The 22,568-nt window shown below is 64.3% G+C and carries 18 protein-coding genes and 1 tRNA gene; 12 read left to right on the forward strand and 7 right to left on the reverse strand.

Annotated elements, in window-relative coordinates; genetic code table 11:
- Positions 1–135 precede the first annotated feature (135 nt).
- The 3 genes from metH to HNQ39_RS15885 all read left to right on the forward strand — a co-directional run bounded on the left by metH (position 136) and on the right by HNQ39_RS15885 (position 6,250).
- Positions 136–3,852, forward strand: coding sequence for a methionine synthase (gene metH / locus HNQ39_RS15875; protein WP_184198290.1), 3,717 nt, complete (start codon positions 136–138; stop codon positions 3,850–3,852).
- A 248-nt stretch (positions 3,853–4,100) separates the two neighbouring features.
- Positions 4,101–5,012 (forward strand): hypothetical protein, encoded by a 912-nt coding sequence (locus HNQ39_RS15880; protein ID WP_184198293.1) that lies wholly within the window; start codon positions 4,101–4,103, stop codon positions 5,010–5,012.
- Positions 5,009–6,250, forward strand: a complete 1,242-nt coding sequence (locus tag HNQ39_RS15885) for a hypothetical protein (protein WP_184198297.1) — start codon at positions 5,009–5,011, stop codon at positions 6,248–6,250. Before HNQ39_RS15880 ends, HNQ39_RS15885 begins: the two co-directional genes overlap by 4 nt.
- Here the strand turns inward: HNQ39_RS15885 and pncB are convergent.
- Together pncB and HNQ39_RS15895 are read right to left on the reverse strand one after the other, a co-directional pair.
- Positions 6,192–7,337, reverse strand: a complete 1,146-nt coding sequence (gene pncB / locus HNQ39_RS15890) for a nicotinate phosphoribosyltransferase (protein ID WP_184198300.1) — start codon at positions 7,335–7,337, stop codon at positions 6,192–6,194. The genes HNQ39_RS15885 and pncB overlap by 59 nt on opposite strands.
- Before the next feature lie 127 nt (positions 7,338–7,464).
- On the reverse strand, positions 7,465–8,217 hold the full coding sequence (locus HNQ39_RS15895; RefSeq protein WP_184198303.1) for a cysteine hydrolase family protein: 753 nt from the start codon (positions 8,215–8,217) through the stop codon (positions 7,465–7,467).
- Between the two features lie 72 nt (positions 8,218–8,289).
- Here HNQ39_RS15895 and HNQ39_RS15900 point away from each other — a divergent pair, with 72 nt between their 5' ends.
- The 3 genes from HNQ39_RS15900 to HNQ39_RS15910 are packed head-to-tail and all read left to right on the forward strand — an operon-like array spanning position 8,290 to position 10,902.
- Positions 8,290–9,882: an alpha-L-rhamnosidase-related protein gene (locus tag HNQ39_RS15900; protein ID WP_184198306.1), complete on the forward strand. Its 1,593-nt coding sequence runs from the start codon at positions 8,290–8,292 to the stop codon at positions 9,880–9,882.
- Positions 9,879–10,526 (forward strand): ACP phosphodiesterase, encoded by a 648-nt coding sequence (locus HNQ39_RS15905; protein ID WP_184198309.1) that lies wholly within the window; start codon positions 9,879–9,881, stop codon positions 10,524–10,526. The genes HNQ39_RS15900 and HNQ39_RS15905 overlap by 4 nt, the downstream gene beginning before the upstream one ends.
- Before the next feature lie 19 nt (positions 10,527–10,545).
- Positions 10,546–10,902 carry an ATP-dependent Clp protease adaptor ClpS gene (locus tag HNQ39_RS15910; RefSeq protein WP_184198312.1) on the forward strand — a complete coding sequence of 119 codons (357 nt, stop codon included), beginning with the start codon at positions 10,546–10,548 and terminating at the stop codon, positions 10,900–10,902.
- 99 nt (positions 10,903–11,001) lie between these two features.
- Here the strand turns inward: HNQ39_RS15910 and HNQ39_RS15915 are convergent, their stop codons facing one another.
- The gene (locus HNQ39_RS15915; RefSeq protein ID WP_184198315.1) at positions 11,002–11,880 is read right to left on the reverse strand and encodes an alpha/beta fold hydrolase; all 879 of its coding nucleotides are present in this window, start codon (positions 11,878–11,880) and stop codon (positions 11,002–11,004) included.
- Between the two features lie 95 nt (positions 11,881–11,975).
- Here HNQ39_RS15915 and tpiA point away from each other — a divergent pair, with 95 nt between their 5' ends.
- The gene (gene tpiA / locus HNQ39_RS15920; RefSeq protein ID WP_184198318.1) at positions 11,976–12,770 is read left to right on the forward strand and encodes a triose-phosphate isomerase; all 795 of its coding nucleotides are present in this window, start codon (positions 11,976–11,978) and stop codon (positions 12,768–12,770) included.
- Between the two features lie 51 nt (positions 12,771–12,821).
- On the opposite strand, the gene HNQ39_RS15925 is transcribed toward tpiA, so the two are convergent.
- The 3 genes from HNQ39_RS15925 to HNQ39_RS15935 form a co-directional block, all read right to left on the reverse strand.
- Positions 12,822–12,894: transfer RNA gene (locus tag HNQ39_RS15925), tRNA-Arg, on the reverse strand.
- A gap of 7 nt (positions 12,895–12,901) precedes the next feature.
- On the reverse strand, positions 12,902–13,579 hold the full coding sequence (locus tag HNQ39_RS15930) for a hypothetical protein (RefSeq protein ID WP_184198321.1): 678 nt from the start codon (positions 13,577–13,579) through the stop codon (positions 12,902–12,904).
- Between the two features lie 108 nt (positions 13,580–13,687).
- Entirely contained in the window at positions 13,688–14,443 is a 756-nt protein-coding gene (locus HNQ39_RS15935) for a sugar phosphate isomerase/epimerase family protein (protein ID WP_184198324.1), read from the reverse strand.
- Positions 14,444–14,485: 42 nt separating this feature from the next.
- On the opposite strand from HNQ39_RS15935, the gene HNQ39_RS15940 reads away from it, so the two are divergent.
- Entirely contained in the window at positions 14,486–14,875 is a 390-nt protein-coding gene (locus HNQ39_RS15940; RefSeq protein WP_184198328.1) for a zinc-ribbon domain-containing protein, read from the forward strand.
- 152 nt (positions 14,876–15,027) lie between these two features.
- Here the strand turns inward: HNQ39_RS15940 and mfd are convergent, their stop codons facing one another.
- Positions 15,028–18,618, reverse strand: coding sequence for a transcription-repair coupling factor (gene mfd / locus HNQ39_RS15945; RefSeq protein ID WP_184198330.1), 3,591 nt, complete (start codon positions 18,616–18,618; stop codon positions 15,028–15,030).
- A 103-nt stretch (positions 18,619–18,721) separates the two neighbouring features.
- On the opposite strand from mfd, the gene HNQ39_RS15950 reads away from it, so the two are divergent.
- The 4 genes from HNQ39_RS15950 to HNQ39_RS15965 are packed head-to-tail and all read left to right on the forward strand — an operon-like array spanning position 18,722 to position 22,566.
- Positions 18,722–19,996: a tetratricopeptide repeat protein gene (locus HNQ39_RS15950; protein ID WP_184198334.1), complete on the forward strand. Its 1,275-nt coding sequence runs from the start codon at positions 18,722–18,724 to the stop codon at positions 19,994–19,996.
- 14 nt (positions 19,997–20,010) lie between these two features.
- Positions 20,011–20,775, forward strand: a complete 765-nt coding sequence (locus HNQ39_RS15955; RefSeq protein ID WP_184198337.1) for a tetratricopeptide repeat protein — start codon at positions 20,011–20,013, stop codon at positions 20,773–20,775.
- Positions 20,776–20,795: 20 nt separating this feature from the next.
- Complete coding sequence (locus tag HNQ39_RS15960; RefSeq protein ID WP_184198339.1) at positions 20,796–21,614, forward strand: DUF4190 domain-containing protein; 819 nt, start codon at positions 20,796–20,798, stop codon at positions 21,612–21,614.
- A gap of 43 nt (positions 21,615–21,657) precedes the next feature.
- Positions 21,658–22,566 carry a DPP IV N-terminal domain-containing protein gene (locus tag HNQ39_RS15965; protein WP_184198342.1) on the forward strand — a complete coding sequence of 303 codons (909 nt, stop codon included), beginning with the start codon at positions 21,658–21,660 and terminating at the stop codon, positions 22,564–22,566.
- The last annotated feature ends 2 nt before the right edge of the window (positions 22,567–22,568 follow it).

Here is a 22,568-nt window from a genome sequence, read left to right on the forward strand (position 1 = left end):
ACAAGTGTCTGGGCTTAAGAGGGCGACGCTCGCCTTCGCGAGCAGTAGATTCGCTTGGGCACGAAGGTGCCCGTCGCCCTCTTAAGCCCGAACCCTTGTGGTTCGGGTAACGCGTGACAGTGATAAAATACGTCCATGTCTGCCGACTTTCGGGCACATCTTGCCCAGCGTATTCTCCTCATCGACGGTTCCTACGGGGTGCTTCTCCAGAAAAAGGGACTCGAAGAAGCCGACTTCCGGGGGGAGCGCTTCAAGGACCACCCGAAGGATGTCAAGAACAATCCCGACCTGCTCAACCTCACCCAGCCCCAGATTGTTGCGGAGACCCACCAGGCCTATATCGATGCGGGCGCGGAGCTGATTGAGACCAACACCTTCACGGCGACCACGATCTCCCAAGAAGACTATGGTCTCCAGGACTGGGCTGATGAGATGAGCCTGGAGGGGGCGCGTATCTGCCGCCAAGTCGTGGATGCGGCGATCGCAAAAGACGGCAAGCCTCGCTGGGTGGCGGGCTCGATTGGGCCGCTGAATAGAAGCGCATCGGTGGTGGTGGACGCCGACCGACCGGCGTACCGCAATGTCAGCTGGGACGAGCTGGTGGAGACCTACAGCCGCCAGACGCGGGCGCTGATCGACGGCGGCGTGGACGTGCTGCTCTGTGAGACGACCTTCGATACGCTGAACCTAAAAGCCGCGCTCTTTGCGATTGGCGAGCTACTGACGGAGCTGGGGCGCGATATTCCCGTGATGGCGTCGTGCTTTGTCGATCTGGCGGGAGGCAACCTCTCGGGGCAGGATATCGAGGCGCTCTGGTACTCGATTCGCCACTTCCCGCTCACTGCCGTGGGCCTAAACTGCTCGCTCGGTCCTAAAGAGATGCGCCCGATTCTGGCGCGCCTCGCCGAGCTGGCCGATATCCCGATTATCGCCTACCCCAACGCCGGCCTTCCCGATGCGCTCTCGGAGACGGGCTTTCCCGAGACGCCGGAGACCATGGGGCCGCTGCTGCGCGAGTGGGCCGAGGCGGGGCTGGTCAATATTATCGGCGGGTGCTGTGGCAACTCTCCCGCGCACATCAAGGCAATCGGCGAGGCGGTCAAGGGACTCCCACCGCGCGTCGTGCCGACAGTCGAGCCGTACCTTCGCCTCGCGGGAACCCTGCCATTTGTCGTGCGCCCGGAGACCAACTTTGTCAATATCGGGGAGCGCTGCAATGTCGCGGGCTCGTCGAAGTTCCTCAAGCTCATCCAAGAGGAGAAGTTCGAGGACGCGCTGAGTGTGGCCCTAGAGCAAGTGGACAACGGCGCTCAGGTGATCGACATCTGCTTCGACGACCAGGGGATGCTGGACCGTGAGGCGTGCATGACCCACTTCCTCAAGCTGATCCAGGCCGAGCCCGGGATCAATAAAGTCCCCCTGATGATCGACTCGTCGCGCTGGGAAGTGGTTGAAGCGGGCCTCAAGTGCAGCGTTGGCAAGTCCATCGCTAACTCGATTGCGATAAAAGATGATGTTGAGAAGTTTAAACGTCAGGCTCGTTTACTCAAGCAGTATGGTGCAGCAGCTGTGGTTATGGCGTTTGATGAAGTAGGGCAGGCAGATACCTACGAGCGCAAAATCGAAGTCTGTGAGCGTGCTTATCGAATCCTTGTTGATGAAGTTGGCTTTCCGCCTGAGGACATTATCTTCGACCCGAATATCCTCGTCGTGGGAACGGGAATGGAGGAGCACGCCAACTACGGGGTGGACTTTATCAAGACGGTCAGCTGGATCAAGGCCAATCTCCCGGGCGCAAAAGTCAGCGGCGGCGTCAGTAATCTCTCGTTCTCGTTCCGGGGAAACAATGTGGTGCGCGAGGCGATGCACTCGGCGTTTCTCTACCACGCGATCCAAGCGGGGATGGACATGGGGATTGTCAACGCGGGCCAGCTTCCGGTCTACGAGGACATTCCCAAGGAGCTGCTGGAGCATGTGGAGGACGTGATCTTCAACCGCCGCCCCGATGCCACCGAGCGCCTCCTCACCCTCGCGGAGACGGTCAAGGGCAAGGGCAAGAAAGCCGCGGGCGCCGACGATGCCTGGCGAAGTGGCACGGTGGAGGAGCGGCTGCAGCACGCGCTCCTCAAGGGGCTGACCGACTATATCGAGGCCGACACGCTCGAAGCGCTCGCAAAGTACCAGCGCCCACTGCTGGTGATCGAGGGGCCGCTGATGGACGGCATGAACGTCGTGGGCGATCTCTTTGGGGCGGGGAAGATGTTCCTGCCGCAGGTGGTGAAGTCCGCGCGCGTGATGAAGCGCTCCGTCGCGGTGCTGACACCGTACTTGGAGGCCGAGAAAGCCCAGAACGCGACTGGCAGCCAGGGCAAGATGCTGATCGCGACCGTCAAGGGCGATGTGCACGATATCGGCAAGAATATTGTCGGGGTGGTGGTCTCTTGCAACAACTACGAGGTGATCGACATGGGGGTCATGGTGCCCTGCGACAAGATCCTCGACAAGGCGCGCGAGATCGGGGCGGATGTGATCGGGCTCTCGGGGCTCATCACACCCTCGCTCGATGAGATGATCCATGTGGCAAAAGAGATGACCCGCCAGGGCTTTGATATCCCGCTGCTGATCGGGGGCGCGACCACGAGCCGCCTGCACACGGCGGTGAAGATCGCCCCGCACTATGCCAAGACGGTCCACGTGCTCGATGCCAGCCGCGCGGTCGGGGTACTCCAGAATCTCATCGGGGCCGAGAGCGATGCCTACCTGGCCGAGAATACCGCGATGCAAGAGGCCGCCCGCGCCCAGCACGCCCAGCGCCAGCAGAAGACTGTTCTGCTGTCGCTGGAGAAGGCGCGCGAGAACCGCTGGAGAGCGACTCGGCCCTACACGCCGCCCACACCCAGCTTCACCGGTGTCCGCGTGCTCGACAATATCCCCCTCGCTGAGCTGGTTCCCTTTATCGACTGGACCCCGTTCTTTATCTCCTGGGAGCTCCACGGCAAGTACCCGGCGATCTTCGACGACGAGATTGTCGGCACGGAGGCGCGCAAGCTCTTCGCCGATGCCCAGGCGATGCTCCAGCAGGTGGTCGCCGAGGAGTGGATCGGGGCCCGCGCGGTCTACGGCTTCTTCCCCGCAACGCCAGTGGGGGACGATATTGTTTTGGTTTCCCCCCTAACCCCCGCCGAGCGGGGGGACAATAAGGAAACTGATTCCCTGAATCCCCCCCGCCGGGCGGGGGATGGGGGGGAGGTTCGTCTCCACTCCCTGCGCCAGCAGAGCGAGAAGCGGGCGGGGGAGCCCAACCGCTGCTTGACCGATTTTCTCGCGCCTGAGGGAGACCACCTTGGGGCCTTTGCGGTCACGGCAGGAATCGGGATGGCCGAGCGGGTCGAGGCGTTCAAGGCCGCCGGCGATGACTACAGCGCGATCCTGCTCGAAGCGCTCGCGGATCGGTTCGCGGAGGCGACCGCCGAGTGGCTACACTCCCGCGCACGCCGCGAGTGGGGCTTTGGCGATAGCCTGACCAGCGAGCAGCTCATTAAGGAAGAGTACCAGGGAATTCGCCCCGCGCCGGGTTACCCCGCCTGCCCGGACCACACGGAGAAAATCACGCTCTTCTCGCTGCTTCAGCCCGAGCGCATCGGCATGACGCTCACCGAGAGCATGGCCATGTACCCGGCATCGTCGGTCTCCGGCTGGTACTTCGCCCACCCCGAGAGCGACTACTTCGCGGTCGGCAAGATCGACCGTGACCAAGTGGCCGACTACGCCCAGCGCAAGGGCTGGACCCTCGCCGAGGCTGAGCGCTGGCTCGCTCCAGCATTGGGGTATGAGCCGGAGACCATCAAGTAGGCGATGCACAAATTTTTTACTTCCTGTGATCGCCCTCGACGGTAAACCTCGGGGCTTTGGGGCCTTTGGTCGCCTCCTCGTGCCTCGTCGGTATTGTGAGCCTTGTCGGTACAAGAGAATTCCGAGCGAAGCGAGGCGGCGGAGGTACGACGCCCTACAGCCCGACGATTTCCGTCGAGGCCAGTCCTTCCCTCTTTTCTCCTACAGCAGTTTTAAGCTAAAATACGCGCTGTAGGAGGAGAGTAGAGATGAGTAGTGGACTCCAGCCGCTTGGGGGCGGCCTAACACCAATGGGCGGTGGGGAAGAGAAGAAAGAGACACCCCCCGCGCCCCCCGCAGCCCCAGCACCCACGGGCCCTGTCACCCCACCCGGAGCGCCCCGGACTGCCGTGCCCGCGCCCAATACCCGGGACTTTTACCGCGACGAAGAAGACGCAGGGCGGCGGCGCCTTCCCTGGCTGATCGGGGCCGGCGTTTTGGTTGCCGCGTCGATCGTTTTCGCGCTACTGCGACCCCTGGGCCCCGCCGCACTTCCCACCGGCACGACCCCGTTTCTTGCGGCGGACCAGGCATTTGCTTGCGACATCCCCACCAACTGGGACAAGACTCCCCTGGGAACCGCCGCGGAGGGAGGCCAGACCACCACGAGCCCGGGTGTCCGTGTCACCTCCGGCGGCGGGACGATGGAGGTGACCTTTAGCACGGTTCGTGGCCTGATGACGGGCCAGCTTCTCTTTGGGAATGAGCTGACCCCGGGCTCCATGCAGGGGCAGTCCAATGCCCTCGCGGTCGCAAATCTCCAGAAAAAAGGGGTACGGAAGCGCCTTGCCGGCTACCAAGAGACCAAGCAGCCCGCCTGTCCCAGCGGCATGGGGGCGATGATTATCGGGGAGAGCAAGACCTTTGTCGCCGATGCGGTCTTGTACGAGTTCACGGCGCAAGGAGCAGGCCTGCACCAGCGGGGGGCGATCCATGGCTACCGCGCAGTGGTGGCAGGAGCGACCCTGATCGGTGCGGTGCTCTGCTGGTGCGATGAGAGCGACTGGCCCAAGCTCAAGCCAGAGTTTCTGAAGTTCATCGGCAGTATCAAAGAGGCTCGGCCCAGCCAGCCCAAGAGCATGCTCGGGACCTCCGGTTCGCTGGGGGGCGGCGGGTATTGAGAGCAGGAGTCGCGCTCGCCGATATCACGCCACCGGTGGGGACGCGCCTATCGGGGTTCGCGGGGCGGCCCGTGCCGGGGTTTGTGAGCACGGGAGTCCGCGACCCGCTTCGTGCGACCGTGCTCTGGATAGACGGAGCGCTGATTGTCGCGCTGGACACCATTGGGCTCACGCCGCGTGATGACGGAGCGCTGCGCCGACGGCTAGCCCGCGCCGTGGGGTGTGCGCCGGAGGCCGTGCTCATCGCCTGTAGCCACACGCACTCGGGTGCGGCCACGATGACGATTCGGGCGACGGGCGACAAGGAAGTGGCTTGGACGCGTGAGCTCTTTCGGCGGGTCGAGATGGCGGCTAAGGAGGCGAAGGCGAGCGCCAGGTCCCTGGTTGAGGCGCGTTTGGGAGAGGCGAGCTGCGATGCGGCGATCAACCGCCGCCGCGCTGAGGGGCCACGGGATGCACGGGTTCGGACACTGCAGCTACAGACCGACAGCGGCCCCCTGGTGACCCTGGTGCACTTTGCCTGCCACCCAGTCGCGCTGGGGAACCAGAACACCCTGCTCTCCGCCGACTGGGTCGCGAGCCTGCGGGAGCACGCCGAGCCCGCTCTAGGCTGTCCGACTCTCTTTCTGCAGGGCTGCTGCGGCGACATCAACCCTCGTTTTGGCACCAGCCGCGGCGAGAGTGAGGCAGCTCGGGTCGGCAAGGAGGTCGCGGAGGCCGTGCTTGCTGCTGCGACGGCCAGCGAGCGCGTCGCGCTGACTGCCCCCGTTGCGGTCCACCGCCGCGCCCGCCTGCCCCTCCACCCCTATCCCGACCACGCAACACTCGCCGAGCGGGAGCAGGAGGCGCAGGAGAGGCTCGCCGCACTCGGGCGCTCGGATATCGACCAGGGCTTTCTGGAGTGGATCGCCGCCGTGCGAAAAAAGCCCGAGCGCCGCTTCGCTAGCGCCACAGTCTCGCAGCTTGCACTGGGGCCGCTTACCCTTGTCGGGCTGCCGGGGGAGATCTTCACCGAGATCGGGCAGGCGCTTGAGACCGATGCGTGGCCGGTTGGGTTTGCCAATGGAAATCTCGGCTACCTCTACCCGGACAGCGCCTTCGACGAAGGCGGCTACGAGGTGACCCTGGCCTACAAGCTCTACGGCGAGCAGCAGGCCGGGCGAGGGACCGCGCAGGCGCTTATTCGTGCGGCGCAAACATCCCGCGGACATACTCCAGGTACGCCGCATCGTCGGTGATGGCTTTTCCTGGGGAGTCGGAGAGCTTGACCACGGGTTGACCGTTGAGGCGCACGAGCTTGAGGACGATCTGAAGCGCCTTGTCGCCCAGGTCGTTGCTCAGGTCCGTGCCGATCCCGAAGATCGTCCGAATCCGCCCGTCGAAGCGCTCCGCAAGGGCGATCGCCTTGGGGATATTCAGGCCATCGGAGAAGACCGCAGTCTTGGCACGGGCATCGACCCCCAGGGCCTCGTAGTGTGCCAGGAGCCTCTCGCCCCACGCCGCCGGGTCGCCCGAGTCGTGCCGGCAGCCGTCGTAGGCCTTGGCAAAGAGCCGGTCGAAGTCGGCAAGAAACGCATCGAAGCCAAAGACATCCGAGAGCGCGATTCCCAGGTCCCCGCGGTAGAACTGCATCCACTCCTCCAGCATGAGCTTCTGGGACTGGAGCAGGGGGGCCAGTGCCTGCCCCGCTTGCAGAAACTCATGGGCCATGGTCCCAAAAGGCTTGAGCCCAAGCTTGTGGGCCAGGTGCACATTGCTCGTCCCGATCAGGTGGGGGGCCAGCCGCGCGGTGACACGCTCTTGCCACGCCTGGGAGTACCGCCGCCGCGTCCCAAACTCCATGACATTGAGGGGAACTGCGGCGCTTGTTAGCTGTCCTAGCTTCTCCTCCAAGCGTCGTAGCCCCTCTGCCTCGCGCTCGGGCGTGAGCGGAAAGTGGTGCCGCGACCAGACCTCGTTGATGGTGGCCAGCACGGGGACCTCAAAGAGAATGGTCGCCAGCCACGGCCCTCGGATACGGAGCGCGAAGCCCCCCTCCGTGGTGAGCTCAATCTGGCGCGGATCGAGCGTGACATGCTCCAGAAAGTCCACAAACTCCGGGCGAAGGTAGCGGATCGAGCGCAAGAACGCTGCCTCGTCGGGCTGGAGCCGGAGCGTGGCGAGCTTGTCGAGCTCCGCGCGAATCTCGGCGGCAAAGGGGGCCAGGTCGGCGTCTTTGGTGCGGCACTGGAACGCATACTCGGCCTGCGCCTGGGGAAAGCGTCCCCAGACCACCTGCATCATGGTGAACTTGTAGAGATCGGTATCTAAAAGCGATGTTATCATCTTGATTTTGTCGGGCAATGAGTCGGGCAATAAATTACCCGCCTTCGGAAAAGGGAGCGTCCCGAGGACGCAGAGAGTATAAGGATTTTTTGCGTCCTCGGGACGCTCCTTGCTTCTGCCGGGGATTTTAACCTCCGGTAATTTTTGCCCCCACGGCGGTGAGCTCGCTGAGGAAAGTGCTTTGCAGGGCCTCGAAGCCAGGGACCGGCGAGAAGCAATCGGTGAGGAGCGTGAGTTTCTGCGCCGGGATGCCGTGGGCGACCAAATCCCGCACCGTGTTGGCAACACAGTGGCTGCCCGCTTCGCCACAGACCAGGATCTCATCGGCCTCTTGGAGCGCCGAGAGCAGCGCTTGGTTGGGCAGAGTCGCCGGGTCGCTCGGGTCGGGGACATCGGCGGCGATTGCGCTGTAGTGCTCGGTGAAGGGGTTCTCGCCCTTGCGGACATAGTCCACGCTCTGGCCCGTGCGCGCCTCCCAGTCGCAGAGCGCGGCAAAGAGCTCGGCGGCGACCGCATGGCCCGCGCTCCCGATCAGGCAGTGGGGCGGCCAGATGCACAGCGGGTAGCGCCCGTTCTGCGCCAGCGCCGCGACATAGGCCGCGCTCTGGGCCTGGTGCGCGGGGTCGGCGGCGTGCCAGCGCGTGAGCTCGTCGATAATCGTAAAGGGAGCGGGCGGGTTTCCGTCGGAGTCGCGCCACCAGAGCGGGTGGGCGATATCCAAAACATGGTGCGTGTCGAGGGTCACGTGGACCGCCGCAAGGGGCTGGCTCAGGAGCGCGGCGATGCGTGGGATGTCCCGCTCCGCCCCGGGGACGAAGAGTGCACCGCTCGGGTTGCAGAAGTCCTCCTGCGGGTCGATGATGAGTAAGTGTCGTTTCATAGCTTATTAGTGTTTTGAAAACACGATTGGTTGCAAGGTTTTTGCTTGCCTCCCGATATAATATCGGAGTACATGACTATTAGACCCGATCCCCGGGCGCGGTTTTTTATCAAGCCGACACGCCTGGTTGCCAAAGAAGACGCCCGCCTCGCCCAGGCACTCCTGGAAGAGACGGAAGAAGTTTGCCAGCTTCCTCCCGGTGCCTGGATTCTCCTGGACTTTGGCCGCGAGCTCCACGGTGGGGTGCGCCTCGATGTCCCGACCACCACGCCCAATGGGAGCCCCTTGGTGCGGGTGCGCTTTGGGGAGTCGGTGAGTGAGGCCATGGGCCTCCCCGACCAGGACCACGCCATCCACGACCACCGGGTGCCGGTCGCCTGGATGGGACGCACGGAGGTGGGGGAGACGGGCTTTCGCTTTGTGCGCATCGACAATGTCGATCCCGGGATCACGATCCAGCTCCGGTCGGTTGAGGCCGTGCACCTGATCCGCCCCGAGCCCTGGCAGGGCTCGTTTGAGTGCTCCGACCCACGCCTCAACCAGATCTGGCAGACCGGAGCCTACACGGTGCACCTGTGCATGCAGGACCATGTCTGGGACGGCATCAAGCGCGATCGCCTGGTCTGGATCGGGGACCTGCACCCCGAGGCGATGGTGATTGCCACGGTCTTTGGCGACCACCCGATTGTCCGGGAGAGCCTGGATTCTGTCCGCGACCGCACCCCGCTGCCCCAGTGGATGAACGGGATCTCGTCGTACTCTCTCTGGTGGCTCCTGATCCACGCCGACTGGTACGCCCGCTTTGGCGACCTTGGCTATCTCATGCAGCAGCGGAGCTATCTCAAGGGGCTCCTGGAGCAAATCCTGCGGTGCATCCGCCCGGATGGGGGAGAGTTCCTCGATGGCCATCGCTTCCTGGAGTGGCCGACCTCGGGGGACCCCGATGCGATCGCGGCGGGGCTTCAGGCGCTGGTGGTGCGTACCCTGCAGCGCGGGACCCAGCTCTGTCGGGTGCTGGGGGAGCAGGAGCTGGCGGCGCGCTGTGAGCTGGTGGTCGAGCGCGCCCGGCGTGCGGAGCGTCCCACGGTCAGCAAGCAAGCCCACGCTCTGAAAGTGCTCGCGGGCATGAGCAACCCGGACCTGGCCAACCGCAATGTCTTCTCGGTGCGACCCGACCGGGGGCTCTCGACCTTCTACGGCTACTACGTCCTAGAGGCACGGGCACAGGCAGGCGACTTCACCGGCTGCCTGGAGCTGATCCGAAGCTACTGGGGAGGAATGCTGGATCTGGGCGCGACTACCTTCTGGGAGGGCTTTGAGCTGGACTGGGCACACAACGCCACCCGGATCGACGAGCTCCCGGTCCGGGGGCGCCCCGATATCCATGCGGACTTTGGCGACTGGTGCTACAAGGGCCTGCGCCACTCGCTCTGCCACGGCTGGGCCGCCGGCCCCACCGCCTGGCTGACCGACTGGGTCCTGGGGCTACGCGCCGCGGAGCCGGGGATGGGCAAGCTCCACTGCCAGCCGCACCTGGGCGAGCTAGACTGGGCACGGGGAACCCTTCCCACCCCCCACGGGCTCGTGCGGGTGGAGCACCAGCGCAGCACCGATGGCACGGTCCAGACCCGCCTCACGCTCCCCGAGGGCATCTCCCGCGCGTGAACTTCCTCTCGCACCACGCTCTTGCGCTCGCGCTTGCCCCCGACAACCCGCCTCTGTTTTATGCTGGCAACCTGCTCCCGGACTGGCTGGGAATCTCCCAGGAGGGGGCTCTGAAAAAGCACCATCTCGAGGGCAAAGACGGCGCACTGGCCGACGGGGCTCGCCTGCACTTGCTGGCCGACCTGCGCTTCCACCGTGACCCGGTCTTTGTGGCGCTCTGTGAGCAGGCCAAGGAACTCTTGCGGCCGCTTCCTCTCACGCGGGTGTTTTTCTTTGCCCATGTGGCGGTGGAGCTGGCAATGGACGCCCACCTCTTGCGCACGGACCCTGCCCACGCCGACGATCTCTTCGCGCGGCTAGCACTCTGCCAGCCTGAGATCGCTCCGGAGGCGGCGCGCTTGCTGGAGCGGGAGGCGCTCCCTGAGCTGGCGGGGGTGACGGAGCGCTTTGTCCAACACCGCTGGGTCCTGGCCTACGAGACCGACTCGGGCCTGGCACGGCGGCTGATGCAGCTGGGGCGACGCGTGGGAATCCCCACGCTACAAAGCGACGACCAAGAGCGGCTTGTCGAGGTCTTTGGGCGGCTTTTCGCAATTGTTGCCCCTGAGACACCAGGGCTGATCTCTCGCTCGGCTCCTGTATGATAAAATCTCTCACAGAGCTATGCCGACAACGATTGAACGCCCCGAAGTTGAAGAAGCCCCGACGCTTCCTCCGGACTTTGTCCCCAGTCACCTGGATATGCCTGGCCTGGATGAGCTCAGCGACATCCGCGACGGTGTGGAGATCAATGGCCCCTGGGTCGTGATCCTCTACAACGATGACTGGCACACGTTTGACGATGTGATCGAGATTCTCCAGAAAGCCACCGGCTGCACGGTCGAGGCAGGCTTCCAGATCGCGCTGCGGGTGCACCTCGAAGGGCGTGCGATCTGCTTCTCCGGCTCCCAGGAGGAGTGCGAGCGGGTCGCCAAGATCATCGCGAGCATCCGCCTCCAGGTCGAGACCGACCGCGCGTAGCGTCTCGCTCCCATGAACGGGAGCGTCTAGCTGTCCTCGTGCCTCGGACACAAAGGCCGTTCCGGCCATTCTAGCCGCAGGCTCTCCAGCACCGCCGTTCTAATCGGCGGTGATCGATTTTTCCAGAAAATCTACGACCCGCTCGGCGTAGTCGGGGGCGGTCTGGACACTGTGGGTGTGGCCCGCGCCCTCCACCAGCCAGAGTGTCGCACTCTCCCCACCTGCCGCATAGAGGCGGTGGGCATGGTCCGGAGTGACGAGCGCATCTGCCGTTCCATGAACAATCAGCACGGGACGGGGAGCCAGCTTGCCAATGGCCTCTTCCGGCGCGATGCGAAGTGCCGAGGTCCCCAAGAGCCGCTCTCCAAAGCGCTGTGTCGCAGGTGCAAGGGCACGCCCCATCGGCTCCCCAAACAAGGTCTCCAGACGCTTCTGAATGGGGCCGTCCATCCGGGCAAAGCCACAGTCCGCCACCACGGCCCGTACCGATGGCTCCTGCGCCCCGACGAGAAGGGAGACCGATGCTCCCATGCTCTCGCCCATGAGAAAGAGCGGGAGCGATGAGAGCTCGGGCTGGGTCTCCACCCACCGGATCGCGGCTTGTAGGTCCCGTGGCTCGGTGAGGCCTAGGGTTGCCTGCTGACCGCCGCTCCACCCATGGGCACGAAAGTCGTAGAGGAGCACGGAGAAGTTTGCCGCGTTCAGGAAGCGCAGGTAGGGGAACATGGTATCGCGACAGCCCGTGTAGCCATGCGAGAGAATCACCAGCCCGCGTGGCTCTGCCGCCGGCACCAGCCAGCCCGAGAGACGCACGCCATCGTCGGCGAGGAAGCGCGCACGGGTATAGTCGAGCCCCAGGCCGGCGCGTGGGGTCTGTGCGTGCCGACGGCGCGGGGGGTGCAGAAAGACCCAGGCCAGCGCCGCAGGAAAGGCCAGTGCCGCCGCACCACTTAATACCAAGGGGAGATATCGTCGCACGGTTAACCTACGTGTAATCTTGGCGTATAGTTCCGAGCTAATTTTGGGTATGATACACTCATGGAGCGGAGCCTTCCGCACTTGAGGGAGAGAAAATGGCACGAACCCCGATTATCGCGGGTAACTGGAAGATGAATAAGGGGACTGCGGCGGAAGCGTCGGCACTGGCGCAAGAAGTGGTCGCGGCGGTAGCGGAAAAGAGCGGAGTCACGGTGATCGTGTGCCCCCCCTATACGGTGCTTCATACCGTGCGGGGTGCGGTAGAGGGCTCTACAGTAAAACTCGGAGCGCAAGATGCGTTCTGGAAGACGACGGGCGCCTACACCAGCCAGGTCTCGGCAGAGATGCTCAAAGACGCGGGCGTGGGCTATGTGATTCTAGGGCACTCCGAGACCCGTGGGCGCTTTGGTGTCCCGGAGCCTGAGGAGACCATCAAGCACTACGGTGAGACCGATGCGACCGTTAATCTCAAGGTGAAGGCAGTCATCGCGGCGGGCTTGGTCCCGATTATCTGCATCGGTGAGACCCTCGACGAGCGTGAGGCGGGCAAGACCGACCTGGTTGTCTCGTCGCAGGTGGCCGGTGCACTCACCGGAGTCACCACCGAGCAGGCACCGAAGCTAGTCTTCGCCTACGAGCCCGTCTGGGCGATCGGCACCGGCAAGGTCTGCGACCCCACCGAGGCCAACCGTGTCTGCGGCATCGTCCGCCAGACCGTCCGCTCGCTCTACGGTGTGGAGGTTGCGGACTCGGTTCGGGTACAGTACGGCGGCTCCATGAAGCCCGACAACGCGGCCGAGCTGCTGAGCCAGCCGCACATCGACGGTGGCCTGATCGGGGGCGCAGCCCTCAAAGCCGCCGACTTCGCCGCTATCATCAACGCTGCATAATTAAAGGCCCCCTGACCCCCGCAAGCGGGGGTCAGGGGGCCAGTTTGTCAGTACACCCGGCAGGTCTCGAACCTGCGACCCTCCGCTTAGAAGGCGGATGCTCTATCCGCTGAGCTACGGGTGCTCTTGGGCTATTTTATCACACGGCTCCCGGTCCAGTGGTAGGTCGTGATCGTCGTTTTCTGCCGTAGAACCGTCCCTTTCTCACTGCGCTCGGTGAGGGTGGCCACCTCGCGGATCTGGTTAGGGCGACCGCTGGAATCGTGGGGGAAGACGAGCTTATAGGTGCGGCTACCGACCTCACCCGTGCTGGAGAGCGCACGCGGACCCAGGACGAGCTGGTTGCCTCTTTGGAGCAAGATCACCTCACCGTTGGGGTAGTCGCAGGCCTCGTAGGTGAACTTCAGACGAAAGAGCCGCTCGACGTCTCGTAGCCCACGGCCGGCGCTGGCGAGGACGCCCAGCGAGTAGCCAAAGCGGTCGTTCTCTTGTACCTCGATGGCGGGGAAGCGCAGGACACTGCCGCCTTGGTGGAGGCGCGCCTCTAGCTGGCGGAGCTTGCCGGTGCCGGTGCCCACCACGCGGGTGAGAAAGACACGGCCATCGGAGAGGGGGTAGAGGGCATTGGCGAGCTCGCCGCCCCAGAGGGTCTTGGGCTGACCCGCGACCGTGACGTCGTAGAGGCTATCGGTGTAGCCCGAGACACTCTGGGTCTTCTCAAGCTGTTTCACCACCACAACCGGGGCACCGTCGGACCACCGGCGCGTGGCTGCGCCGGCGACAAAGCGCCCGTATTCCCAGCATTGCATACCCGGGTTATACCGTAATAATCACCAAGGTGCCGCCGACTAAGAGAATGGAGGAGGACTTCATACAAACACTATATTCCATAGTTGCGCGGAAATAACAAGAAAAGATTAAATGATGAAGCGTGCCAGGTAGTCGCGGGAGAACTTGAGGAAGTCGTAGCGGCGGGGGCCGGTGTAGAGCGCACTGTGGGGCTCGATACAGACCGCGCCGTCGTAGCCCGCGTGGTAGAGCAGCCCAAAGAACTCCTCCCAGCGGATCGAGCCTAGGCCCGGATTGGGGTCGGCGACGAACTTCCCGCCCACCTCCAGTACGTCTTTGGCGTGGACATGCTTGAGCTGCGCCGACGCATGGTAGAGCTCGGCTTTCCAGTCCCGGTGGAGCTGAATCGGGTGCGACGGATCGAACTTGACACCCACTCCCGAGGCAAGCGGCAGGGCTTCGTCCCAGGCGGCGGGCCGGTCGATAATGTTTTCCCAGTGGCAGTTGTAGAACGCCGCGGTCAGCCCAAGCTGCTGGGCATCGTGGATTAGGGGCAGGAGCTTGCGCACCGCGGCTGTTGGAGTTACGGCACCCGAGCCGCTCCCAAAGACCACGACCGGTGCCCCCAGCAGGGCGGTCAGCGCGATCACGCGCTCCAAGCGCACCAGCCGCTCCGCCCCCGTGGCTTCGTCAAAGTAGTTCTGCCCAAAGAGCGAGACGGCAGAGAGCGTGATCTGATGCTCCGCGAGTGCTGCCTTAAACGCACGACAGTCATCGAAGAGTGGCGTGTCCCCAAAGAGCGCCAGCTCCAGGCAGCCAAACCCCTCGGCGGCGGCAAAGGCGACATCCTCGACCCGTCCGTCGGTTAAAAATCCCAGTGTCATGCCAGAGAGTTTACGCTAAAATGGGCGCAAGGAGAAGGGGTAATGTTCTGCAAGAAGTGTAATGCCCAAAACGACGACGAAAAGAAGTTCTGCGGCGAGTGTGGCGCAAAGCTAGAGCCCGCGCCCGATCCCGTCGCTGTCGAGGGCCAAGACGGCGCGTACTACTGCTCGCGCCACCCCAAAGTCCCGACACTCCTACGCTGTGGCCGCTGCGAGACTCCCATCTGCCAGAAATGTGTTGTCTTCGGTCCCGCTGGTAACCGCTGCAAGGCCTGCTCCCGCCACCGAACCCCCCTCCGCCCCCGCGGCGTCGCCCACGAAGTCGCCCGTGGCGTCTCTGACGTGGCAAGTAGCGGCCGTGGCTACTGGATCTTTGGCTTCTGGGCGATGGTCGTCCGCTTCATCGCCAGCCTCTTTGGCCGCGATTTTTAGAGCCAGGGCCTGAAAGTCCCTGACCGGGTACCCTTTGGGTGCGCCTTCGGCGAAGCGGGCCGAGCCCGCAGGGAGGGATGTCGCGGAGCGACTTTGTGGCGCTTGCGCCAGAAGCGAAGCGGGCCCGCCTCGTCCATGAGGCCGGCCCTTTTCTATCTCCCTCGCAGGCTGGCGCGGATGTCGCGGCGGCGCTCCTCGGACTTGGAGTCCGGGGTGGGCGGGGGCTCTTTCAGCGCCTTGTCGAGGTACTCGACCAGCTCCTCGGTCTGGGGGAGCACTTTTAGGGTCTGGATGTTCATCACCACTTTTCCCGGCTCGAAGCTGTAGCCCTGCGCGGGCTTGAAGGCGGCGGCGAGCGCACGGACCGCGTGCTTGGGAAGCGCGACTCCGGCCTTGAAGGTGACGATCACCTGGCGTGCCTCGGTCTGGATGCTCTCGATCCCCACCTCCGCGCAGCGCAGGCGCAGGCGCAGGAGCCCCAGTGCATTCCAAACCGGCGGGGGCGGCGTGCCAAAGCGGTCCTCGAACTCATCTTGCAGGCGCGCGACATCGGCGCGGTCGCGGACCGCGGCGAGCTTCTTGTACATCAGGATGCGCTGCGGCTCGGCAGGAATGTAGGTCTGCGGGATGGTCGCGGCCACGGGCAGATCGACAGTCGGGAGGGGGATATCCTCTTTATCCGGCTCCTCGCCCTTGAGCTCATGAATCGCTTGCTCCAGGAGCTGCAGGTAGAGATCAAAGCCCACCGAGCTCACGGTTCCGCTCTGCTCCGCCCCGAGAAGATTGCCCGCGCCGCGTAGCTCTAGGTCTCTGAGCGCGATCTTGTAGCCGCTGCCCAGGTCAGTGAGCTCGCGGACCGCATCGAGGCGCTGCTCGGCGATTGTCGAGAGGTTCTTCCCACGCCGGTAGAGCAGGTAGGCGTAGGCCTGCACCTTGGAGCGCCCTACGCGCCCGCGGAGCTGGTAGAGCTGGCTGAGCCCGAGCTTGTCGGCGTTGTCGATAATGATCGTATTGACATTGGGGATATCCAGCCCGGACTCGACAATGGTGGTGCAGACCAGGACATCGAACTTCTTGTGGTAGAACTCGAACATCGTGTCTTCGAGGTCGTCGTTGCTCATCTGTCCGTGCGCCACTTTGCAGCGCGCGGTGGGAACTAGCTGCTCGATATGGTTGGCGATATGGTAGATACTCTCGACCCGGTTGTGCAGGAAGTAGACCTGGCCGCCATGATCGAGCTCGCGCAGGATCGCCTCGCGGATGAGCATGTCATCGAACTCTTTGACATAGGTCTTGACCGCGCTGCGGCCCTCGGGCGGGTCGTTGATGAGGGACATATCGCGGATTCCCGAGAGCGACATGTGCATCGTGCGGGGAATCGGGGTCGCGCTCATCGCCAGCACATCGACACTCTGCCGGAGCTGCTTGAGGCGCTCTTTGTGCACGACTCCAAAGCGCTGCTCCTCATCGACAATCACCAGCCCAAGGTCCTTGAACGCGACATCTTTGGAGAGCAGCCGGTGCGTCCCCACCACGATATCCACACCGCCAACCCGCAGGTCTTCGATGGTCTTGCTGTGCTCCTTATTGCTTCGGAAGCGCGAGAGCTGATCGACCCGCACGGGGAAGGCGGCGAGGCGCTCGCTGAAGGTCTGGAAGTGCTGGGACGCCAGAACCGTCGTGGGGCACAAGACCGCCACCTGCCGGCCCTCACTCGCCACTTTAAACGCGGCGCGCATCGCCACCTCGGTCTTGCCAAAGCCCACATCGCCACAGATCAGGCGGTCCATTGGGCGGGGAGACTCTAGGTCCCGCTTCACGTCTTCAATGGCCGCGAGCTGATCCGGGGTCTCGGTGTAGGGGAAGGCCTGCTCCATGTCCTGAATCCAGGGCGAGTCGGGGGCGTAGGCATAGCCCTCAATGGACTGGCGCTTGGCATAGAGGGCGATCAGCTCCCCGGCGATCTCCTTAACCTGACGCTTGGCCTTGGCGGTCGCCTTGAGCCACTCCGTTCCTCCCAGCTTATTGACACTGGGCGAGCCGCCCTCGCTGCCGATGTACTTCTGGACCCGGTCCACCTGGTCCACCGGTACATAGAGCCGGTCGGAGCCCTCGTAGGCGATGACTAAAAACTCTTTCTCCACGGGAGGCGCGCCCGGAAACGGCGCGGTGTTCATCTTGGTCAGCCCCGCGTAGACCCCGACCCCGTGGTGGATATGCACCACGTAGTCGCCCGCCTTGACATCGAGCAGGCTCGTGATGCGCATTCCCTCGCGGAACTCCTTGCGCTTGGTCTGCTTCTTGAACTTATGCCGGTCTCCGAAGATCTCCGCATCGGAGAGCACGACCAGCCCGGCCTCGGGGAGGCGGAAGCCCGCGGGGAGCAGGCCGTCGATCAGCTTGACCTTCTCGGTCTCCAGAACGCCAAAACCCCGAATCCGCGGAGCCTGCGCCGAGACAATCGCCACGGTGGCCCCGTTGCTGGTCCAGGTCGCGATCGCGTCTTTGAGGGGGGCGGGGCGTCCCCCAAAGCTCTCGGCGGGCGCGCCTTGGACAGTGAGGTGCTGCGACGGTGCCAAGAACGGCAGGGCGCGCGCCAAGAGTGTCAGGAGCAAGGTCGGGTGGGCTGCCGTGAGCGCTTGGAAGGTTGGGGTGAACTCGCCCCAGAGGCCCCCCCCGCCCCCAAGATTGGGGGAGCCTGAGGGGGGGAGAATCTCGCCGCGCTCGGCGCGGCCGGCGAGGCTCTTGGTGATGCCATCGAGGACGCGCTCGGCGTAGGGCTCCAGCTGCGCGGGCTCATCGAGGATCAGGAGGGCACCCTCGGGGAGGAAGCTGGCGGTGGGGACGGCATCCGGGTGGAGGAGGGGCAGGTAGCGCTCTACCCCACCGAAGTAGTTGGCCAGCCCGATCTTGACAATGTCGCCCTCGGCGCTATCGCGGAGCTTCTCGGCGCGCTCGGGGGCGCTGGCGAAGCTTTTCAGCGCGACCGCGAGCTGCTTTTTCAGCGTCTCTTGCGCGGCGGCCATGCGCTCACGGGAGTAGGCCATCTCGTGCGCCGCGACGATCACGACACTCTCTCGCTTGCCGTCGCTGCGCTGGCTCTCAGGGTCAAAGGGCCGGATGCTCTCGACATCATCGCCAAAGAGGTCGATCCGAATCGGGCCTTCCGAGTCGGCGGGCCAGACATCCAAGAGATCGCCGCGCCGTGCGAACGTCCCCGGAAGCTGCACGAGATCGGTGCGGCGGTAGCCAAAGGCATTGAGGCGCGCGGCGGTCTGGTCGAGCGAGAGCGTGCTGCCCACCGTGACTGTCAAGCGCCGTGCCTTGAGCACCGACGGTGGCGGGGCGAGCTGGAGCAGGGCGGTGGCCGTGGTCACCAGCACCTTGGGGTAGCTCCCCTGTGCTAGGTCGCCCAAGAGCCGCACGCGCTTGCCCGAGCCACGCACATCCCGCTCCGAGTCGGCATCGTCTAAGAGTAGGTTGAGCGAGCTGGGAAGCCGCTCCACCCCCTCGATCCCAAAGAGTGCGATATCCTCCGCCAGCCGCGCCGCGGCATCGTCGGTGTAGGTCACGACAACCAGAGGCTGAGAGAAGTCTTGGGCGAGGCGTGCCAGGAGCCAGCCTCGTCCAGCGACAGGCATTCCTTCGAGCTGGACAGCACAGAGACCCTGCCGCAGTGCTTCTTCGGCCTGCGCCAGGGTCTTCCAGCCATCCGCCTGTGAGAGCAGAGCGGTCAAGTTCATGGAAACGGGATTATACCCCTCGCAAGAAAAAAATTCCGTTTGTGTCACTCCAGGAGAAGTAAAGAGTCGTATACTCTTGCTAATCGCAAAGGAGATAGTTGATATGGCAGATGAGCAGACACTGCGCGACCAGGGCGCGCAGCTTTTACGCGAAGGGAAGGTTCGGGAAGCGGTCACGCTTTTACAGCAGGCAGCGGAGCAGAACCCCCAAGATGAGGGGACCTGGCGGCTCTTGGGGGCCGCACTAGGGCAGAGCCACGACCCGGAGGGCTCGGTTACCGCGTTTCAGAAGGCAGTTACCCTGCTACCGACCTCCGCAAAGAACCACTACAACCTGGCGGTCGCTCTCCAGGTGGCCGAGCGTGGCAACGAGGCCCGGCAACACCTAGAGAAAGCACTGGCGCTGGACCCCAGCTACGAGCAAGCGCGCCTGCGTCTGCGCGACCTGGCCGCCAAGACCGCCCCCGCCCCGATGGGCACCCTGACGCCCGCCGCGCCGCCGCCGCCGCGCACCAGCCTGACACCGGTCGGGGGAGGCGCGGGGCTCGCTCCGATTGGGGGGCTCGCGCCCATTGGGGGAGGGGCACCAGAGCCGCCCGCTCCGACAATGGCGGGCTTGCAGCCCGTTGGAGGAGGTGCGCCCGAGTACAGCGCCTCGCCGGGAGGCTACACGCCACCGTCGAGCCTCAGTGCGCCTACAGCGGGACCCCCGACCGGCTCGCGCGAGAAGCCCCTCGATATCCACGAGGGAATCCGCGCCACGGGCTACGATGCCTACCGCGGCCTCCAGGGCGATGTCGAGGGGGCGGTGCGTGGCTTCAACTTCGGGGCGATGATCTTTGGCCCGATCTGGCTCTGGAACCACGGGATGAGCGATATCGCCAAGTACTGGATTGTGGGACGCTTTGTGCTCCGTATCGGGTTTGCAAGCTTCAATATCGGCTGGGGAGACATGGTGGTCGAGGTGCTCCAGCTCCTGGCGCGTGTCTTCCTGGGATTTTTTGGCAACCGCTTGGGCTGGGAGAACCGCTCCTGGGACGATGTCGATGACTTCAAGAGCTGCCAGCGGACCTGGGCCTGGTGGGCGCTGGGCTTTGTGGCGCTCGGAGCAGTGCTCTTCTTCACGGTCTCGACACTTATCTTCTCTATGCTGGGCCTCTCCGCGCTCACGGGAATGCGCGACGAACCTAAGACCCAGTCTATCCGTGCGCCCGATGGAACCCGGATGGAGATCCGCCAGGAGCAGGGGGGAGATGGCTCCTCGACCATGCGAATGTCGGATGGGACGGTGATGCATATTGATGCTCAGGGCAAGATGACGGTCACCCAGCCCAATGGTCAGACACAGGGAATGCAACCAGGGGGTATGGGGCGGTAAAATAGCGTTTACTCATGGATGAAACCAACGCGCGATACGAGCCCGGGAAGGCGCATCTTCGCGCCAAAGAGTTTACCGAGGCGACAGCGGCTTTTCAAAAGCTAACTGTCGCCGACCCACAAGACGCCGAGGCCTGGCAGTTTCTCGGAGCTGCACAGAGCCAGAGCAAGAACTGGGCTGCCGCTGTCTCCGCCTTTCGCAAGGCGGAGGCACTGGAGTCGACCGCACGCAACCGCTACAACCTGGCGGTCGCCCTTAGCGAGGGGCTCTCTCGCCACGATGAGGCCCGCCTCTATCTGGAGCGTGCTCTGGAGGCAGATCCCAACCACGCGCCCAGCAAGGCCTTTCTCAAGCAGGTGATCGCCCTGAGCGCCGCCCCCACCTACGACCCACAGCAGGCACAGCGCCGAATGTCGCAGCTGGAGCGGCAGCGCGGGCCGGTCTCGCTGGGGCGAGCTGTGCTCGGCGGCGCGGTTGCGGTCGTGGTGGCAGGGGCGACCTGCTGGCTCTGGAACCTGGCGTCCCAGTTTGTCGGCAGCGGTCCGCTGGTGGCCTACGGCGCGGGCTGGCTGGTGGGACTCCTGACCGCCAAGGCCTGTGGGCGGGGCGGACGAACCGCCGCACTGCTGGCCGGTGGGGTGGCAGGAGTGGCCTTTGTGATCCTGGGGGGGATTCTTATCGCCCGGGCCCCCGATGACTGGATCTGGATTATTGTCAATGTCTTGGCGGTTGTAGTGGGGACACGCCAGGCCTACCGGATCGCTCTGGCGGCAGAGTGACGTATAAGGAGAGACCAGCGATGTCGACACCACGTGAGGTTGGGGTACTTCGGATGAAGGAGGGGCGCTTCTCAGAGGCCGCTGCCGCCCTCGCCGATGCCGTGGCACAGGATCCCAAGGATGTGGGGGCCTGGCGCCTGCTCGGAGGCGCACTCGCTGCCTTGGAGGACACCCCCGGGGCGGTTGCGGCCTTCCAGCACACGGTCGCCCTCGATCCCAACCAGCCCAAGAACCACTATAACCTCGCGCTCTCGCTCCAGGCGGCAGGCGACCGGAGCGGGGCACGTCAGCACTTTACACACGCCCTGGCCCTCGATCCCGGCTATGAGCAAGCCACGCAGCGCCTCCGGGAGCTCGATGCTCTCCCCACGGTCCCGCCCGTGCGGATGGCACCCCCGCCGCCACCACCAACATCCGCCCCGAGTGGGGGACGGGTGCCGCTACCGCCGAACTACGCTCCGACAAACCAGAGCTACACCCCGCCCTCGACCCTGGACTACGGCGGGGGCTACAGCGCCGCATCACCGGGCTACGGCTACGGCCAGGCACAGCGCCAGCAGGAGCGCCCCATGGTGGGCACGAGTGTCGCACCGCCCGTCAATGGGACCAATGTGCTGGTGATGGGAATCCTCGGCCTGACCCTGACTCCCATTCTCTCGCCCTTTGCCTGGTACCACGGCAAGCGTGCCCTAGAGCTCCTCGACCAGAACCCGCAGGCCGACCAGCGCCAGCGCTCCAATGCCCAGGCAGGACTCGTGCTCGGGGTGGTGGGGACGGTGCTCCTGGCACTGGGGGCGATCCTGCTCTGGCTGGTCTGGCTGGGCGGCGGTTTTCGCTAGGCTGTCACAAAGAGATGCGGGAGCGCGTCTTTAAGAGGAGACTATGAAACGCACACTGGTTTCTTGGGGGCTCGCGCTCGGCGCCTGCCTGGCACTAACAGGCTGTGGGAGCAGCGGGTTCGACCTACGCTACCCCCAGCGGGTCGTCTTTACGTCCACGCGCGATGGCAATGCGGAGATCTACCTGATGGATACCCGCGGGGTCAACCCAACCCGCCTGACCAGCAACACCGCGCGGGACTTCCAGCCCAAGCTCAGTCAAGACCGCACCAAGATTGTCTTTACCTCGGATCGCGATGGTGGTGACTACGATCTCTTCACGATGGATGCACGCGGCAAGAGTGTGGTCCAGCTCACGAGCAACAACAAGCTCGATGCCGATCCCGCTTGGTCGCCCGATGGGACGCAGCTCGCCTTTGTCTCGGACCGCGATGGCAACGACGAGGTCTACGTGATGAACGCGGATGGCACCAATGTCCGGCGGCTGACCAACACCTCTGCCCAGGAAGAGACCCCTGCCTGGTCGCCCGATGGCACTAAGCTTGCCTTCGGGAGCAACCGCGATGGTAATTTTGAGATCTATGTGATGAACGCGGATGGAACCAACCAGAAGCGCCTGACCAACAATACAGCCAGCGACGACTCCCCCGCCTGGGCACCGTCGGGGAGCACGATCGCCTTTGCCACCAACCGCAACGGGAAGTACGATCTCTACTCCCTCAATGCCAACGATGGCTCGGACCTGCGCCGTCTGACCAGCGATGCCGCCGACGACGACTCGCCCAGCTATACCGCCGATGGCCAGACCCTGGTCTTTGCCTCAAACCGTACGGGGAACTTTGAGATCTATGCCGCCGACCCCGACGGTCTCAATGTCCGCCACCTCACCGATACTCCTGAGGCCGATTCGGGTGCCCATACCCGCGCGGTGCTACGAAACCGGAGACACTAACC

This window comes from Armatimonas rosea, from assembly GCF_014202505.1.
GTDB lineage: Bacteria > Armatimonadota > Armatimonadia > Armatimonadales > Armatimonadaceae > Armatimonas > Armatimonas rosea.

What these genes read in the sequence shown, in the direction of transcription:
- metH (WP_184198290.1), top strand. Translation starts at nt 136, where the DNA reads ATGTCTGCCGACTTTCGGGCACATCTTGCCCAGCGTATTCTCCTCATC.
- HNQ39_RS15880 (WP_184198293.1), top strand. Translation starts at nt 4,101, where the DNA reads ATGAGTAGTGGACTCCAGCCGCTTGGGGGCGGCCTAACACCAATGGGC.
- pncB (WP_184198300.1), bottom strand. Translation starts at nt 7,337, where the DNA reads ATGATAACATCGCTTTTAGATACCGATCTCTACAAGTTCACCATGATG.
- HNQ39_RS15895 (WP_184198303.1), bottom strand. Translation starts at nt 8,217, where the DNA reads ATGAAACGACACTTACTCATCATCGACCCGCAGGAGGACTTCTGCAAC.
- HNQ39_RS15900 (WP_184198306.1), top strand. Translation starts at nt 8,290, where the DNA reads ATGACTATTAGACCCGATCCCCGGGCGCGGTTTTTTATCAAGCCGACA.
- HNQ39_RS15910 (WP_184198312.1), top strand. Translation starts at nt 10,546, where the DNA reads ATGCCGACAACGATTGAACGCCCCGAAGTTGAAGAAGCCCCGACGCTT.
- tpiA (WP_184198318.1), top strand. Translation starts at nt 11,976, where the DNA reads ATGGCACGAACCCCGATTATCGCGGGTAACTGGAAGATGAATAAGGGG.
- HNQ39_RS15930 (WP_184198321.1), bottom strand. Translation starts at nt 13,579, where the DNA reads ATGCAATGCTGGGAATACGGGCGCTTTGTCGCCGGCGCAGCCACGCGC.
- HNQ39_RS15935 (WP_184198324.1), bottom strand. Translation starts at nt 14,443, where the DNA reads ATGACACTGGGATTTTTAACCGACGGACGGGTCGAGGATGTCGCCTTT.
- HNQ39_RS15940 (WP_184198328.1), top strand. Translation starts at nt 14,486, where the DNA reads ATGTTCTGCAAGAAGTGTAATGCCCAAAACGACGACGAAAAGAAGTTC.
- mfd (WP_184198330.1), bottom strand. Translation starts at nt 18,618, where the DNA reads ATGAACTTGACCGCTCTGCTCTCACAGGCGGATGGCTGGAAGACCCTG.
- HNQ39_RS15950 (WP_184198334.1), top strand. Translation starts at nt 18,722, where the DNA reads ATGGCAGATGAGCAGACACTGCGCGACCAGGGCGCGCAGCTTTTACGC.
- HNQ39_RS15955 (WP_184198337.1), top strand. Translation starts at nt 20,011, where the DNA reads ATGGATGAAACCAACGCGCGATACGAGCCCGGGAAGGCGCATCTTCGC.
- HNQ39_RS15960 (WP_184198339.1), top strand. Translation starts at nt 20,796, where the DNA reads ATGTCGACACCACGTGAGGTTGGGGTACTTCGGATGAAGGAGGGGCGC.
- HNQ39_RS15965 (WP_184198342.1), top strand. Translation starts at nt 21,658, where the DNA reads ATGAAACGCACACTGGTTTCTTGGGGGCTCGCGCTCGGCGCCTGCCTG.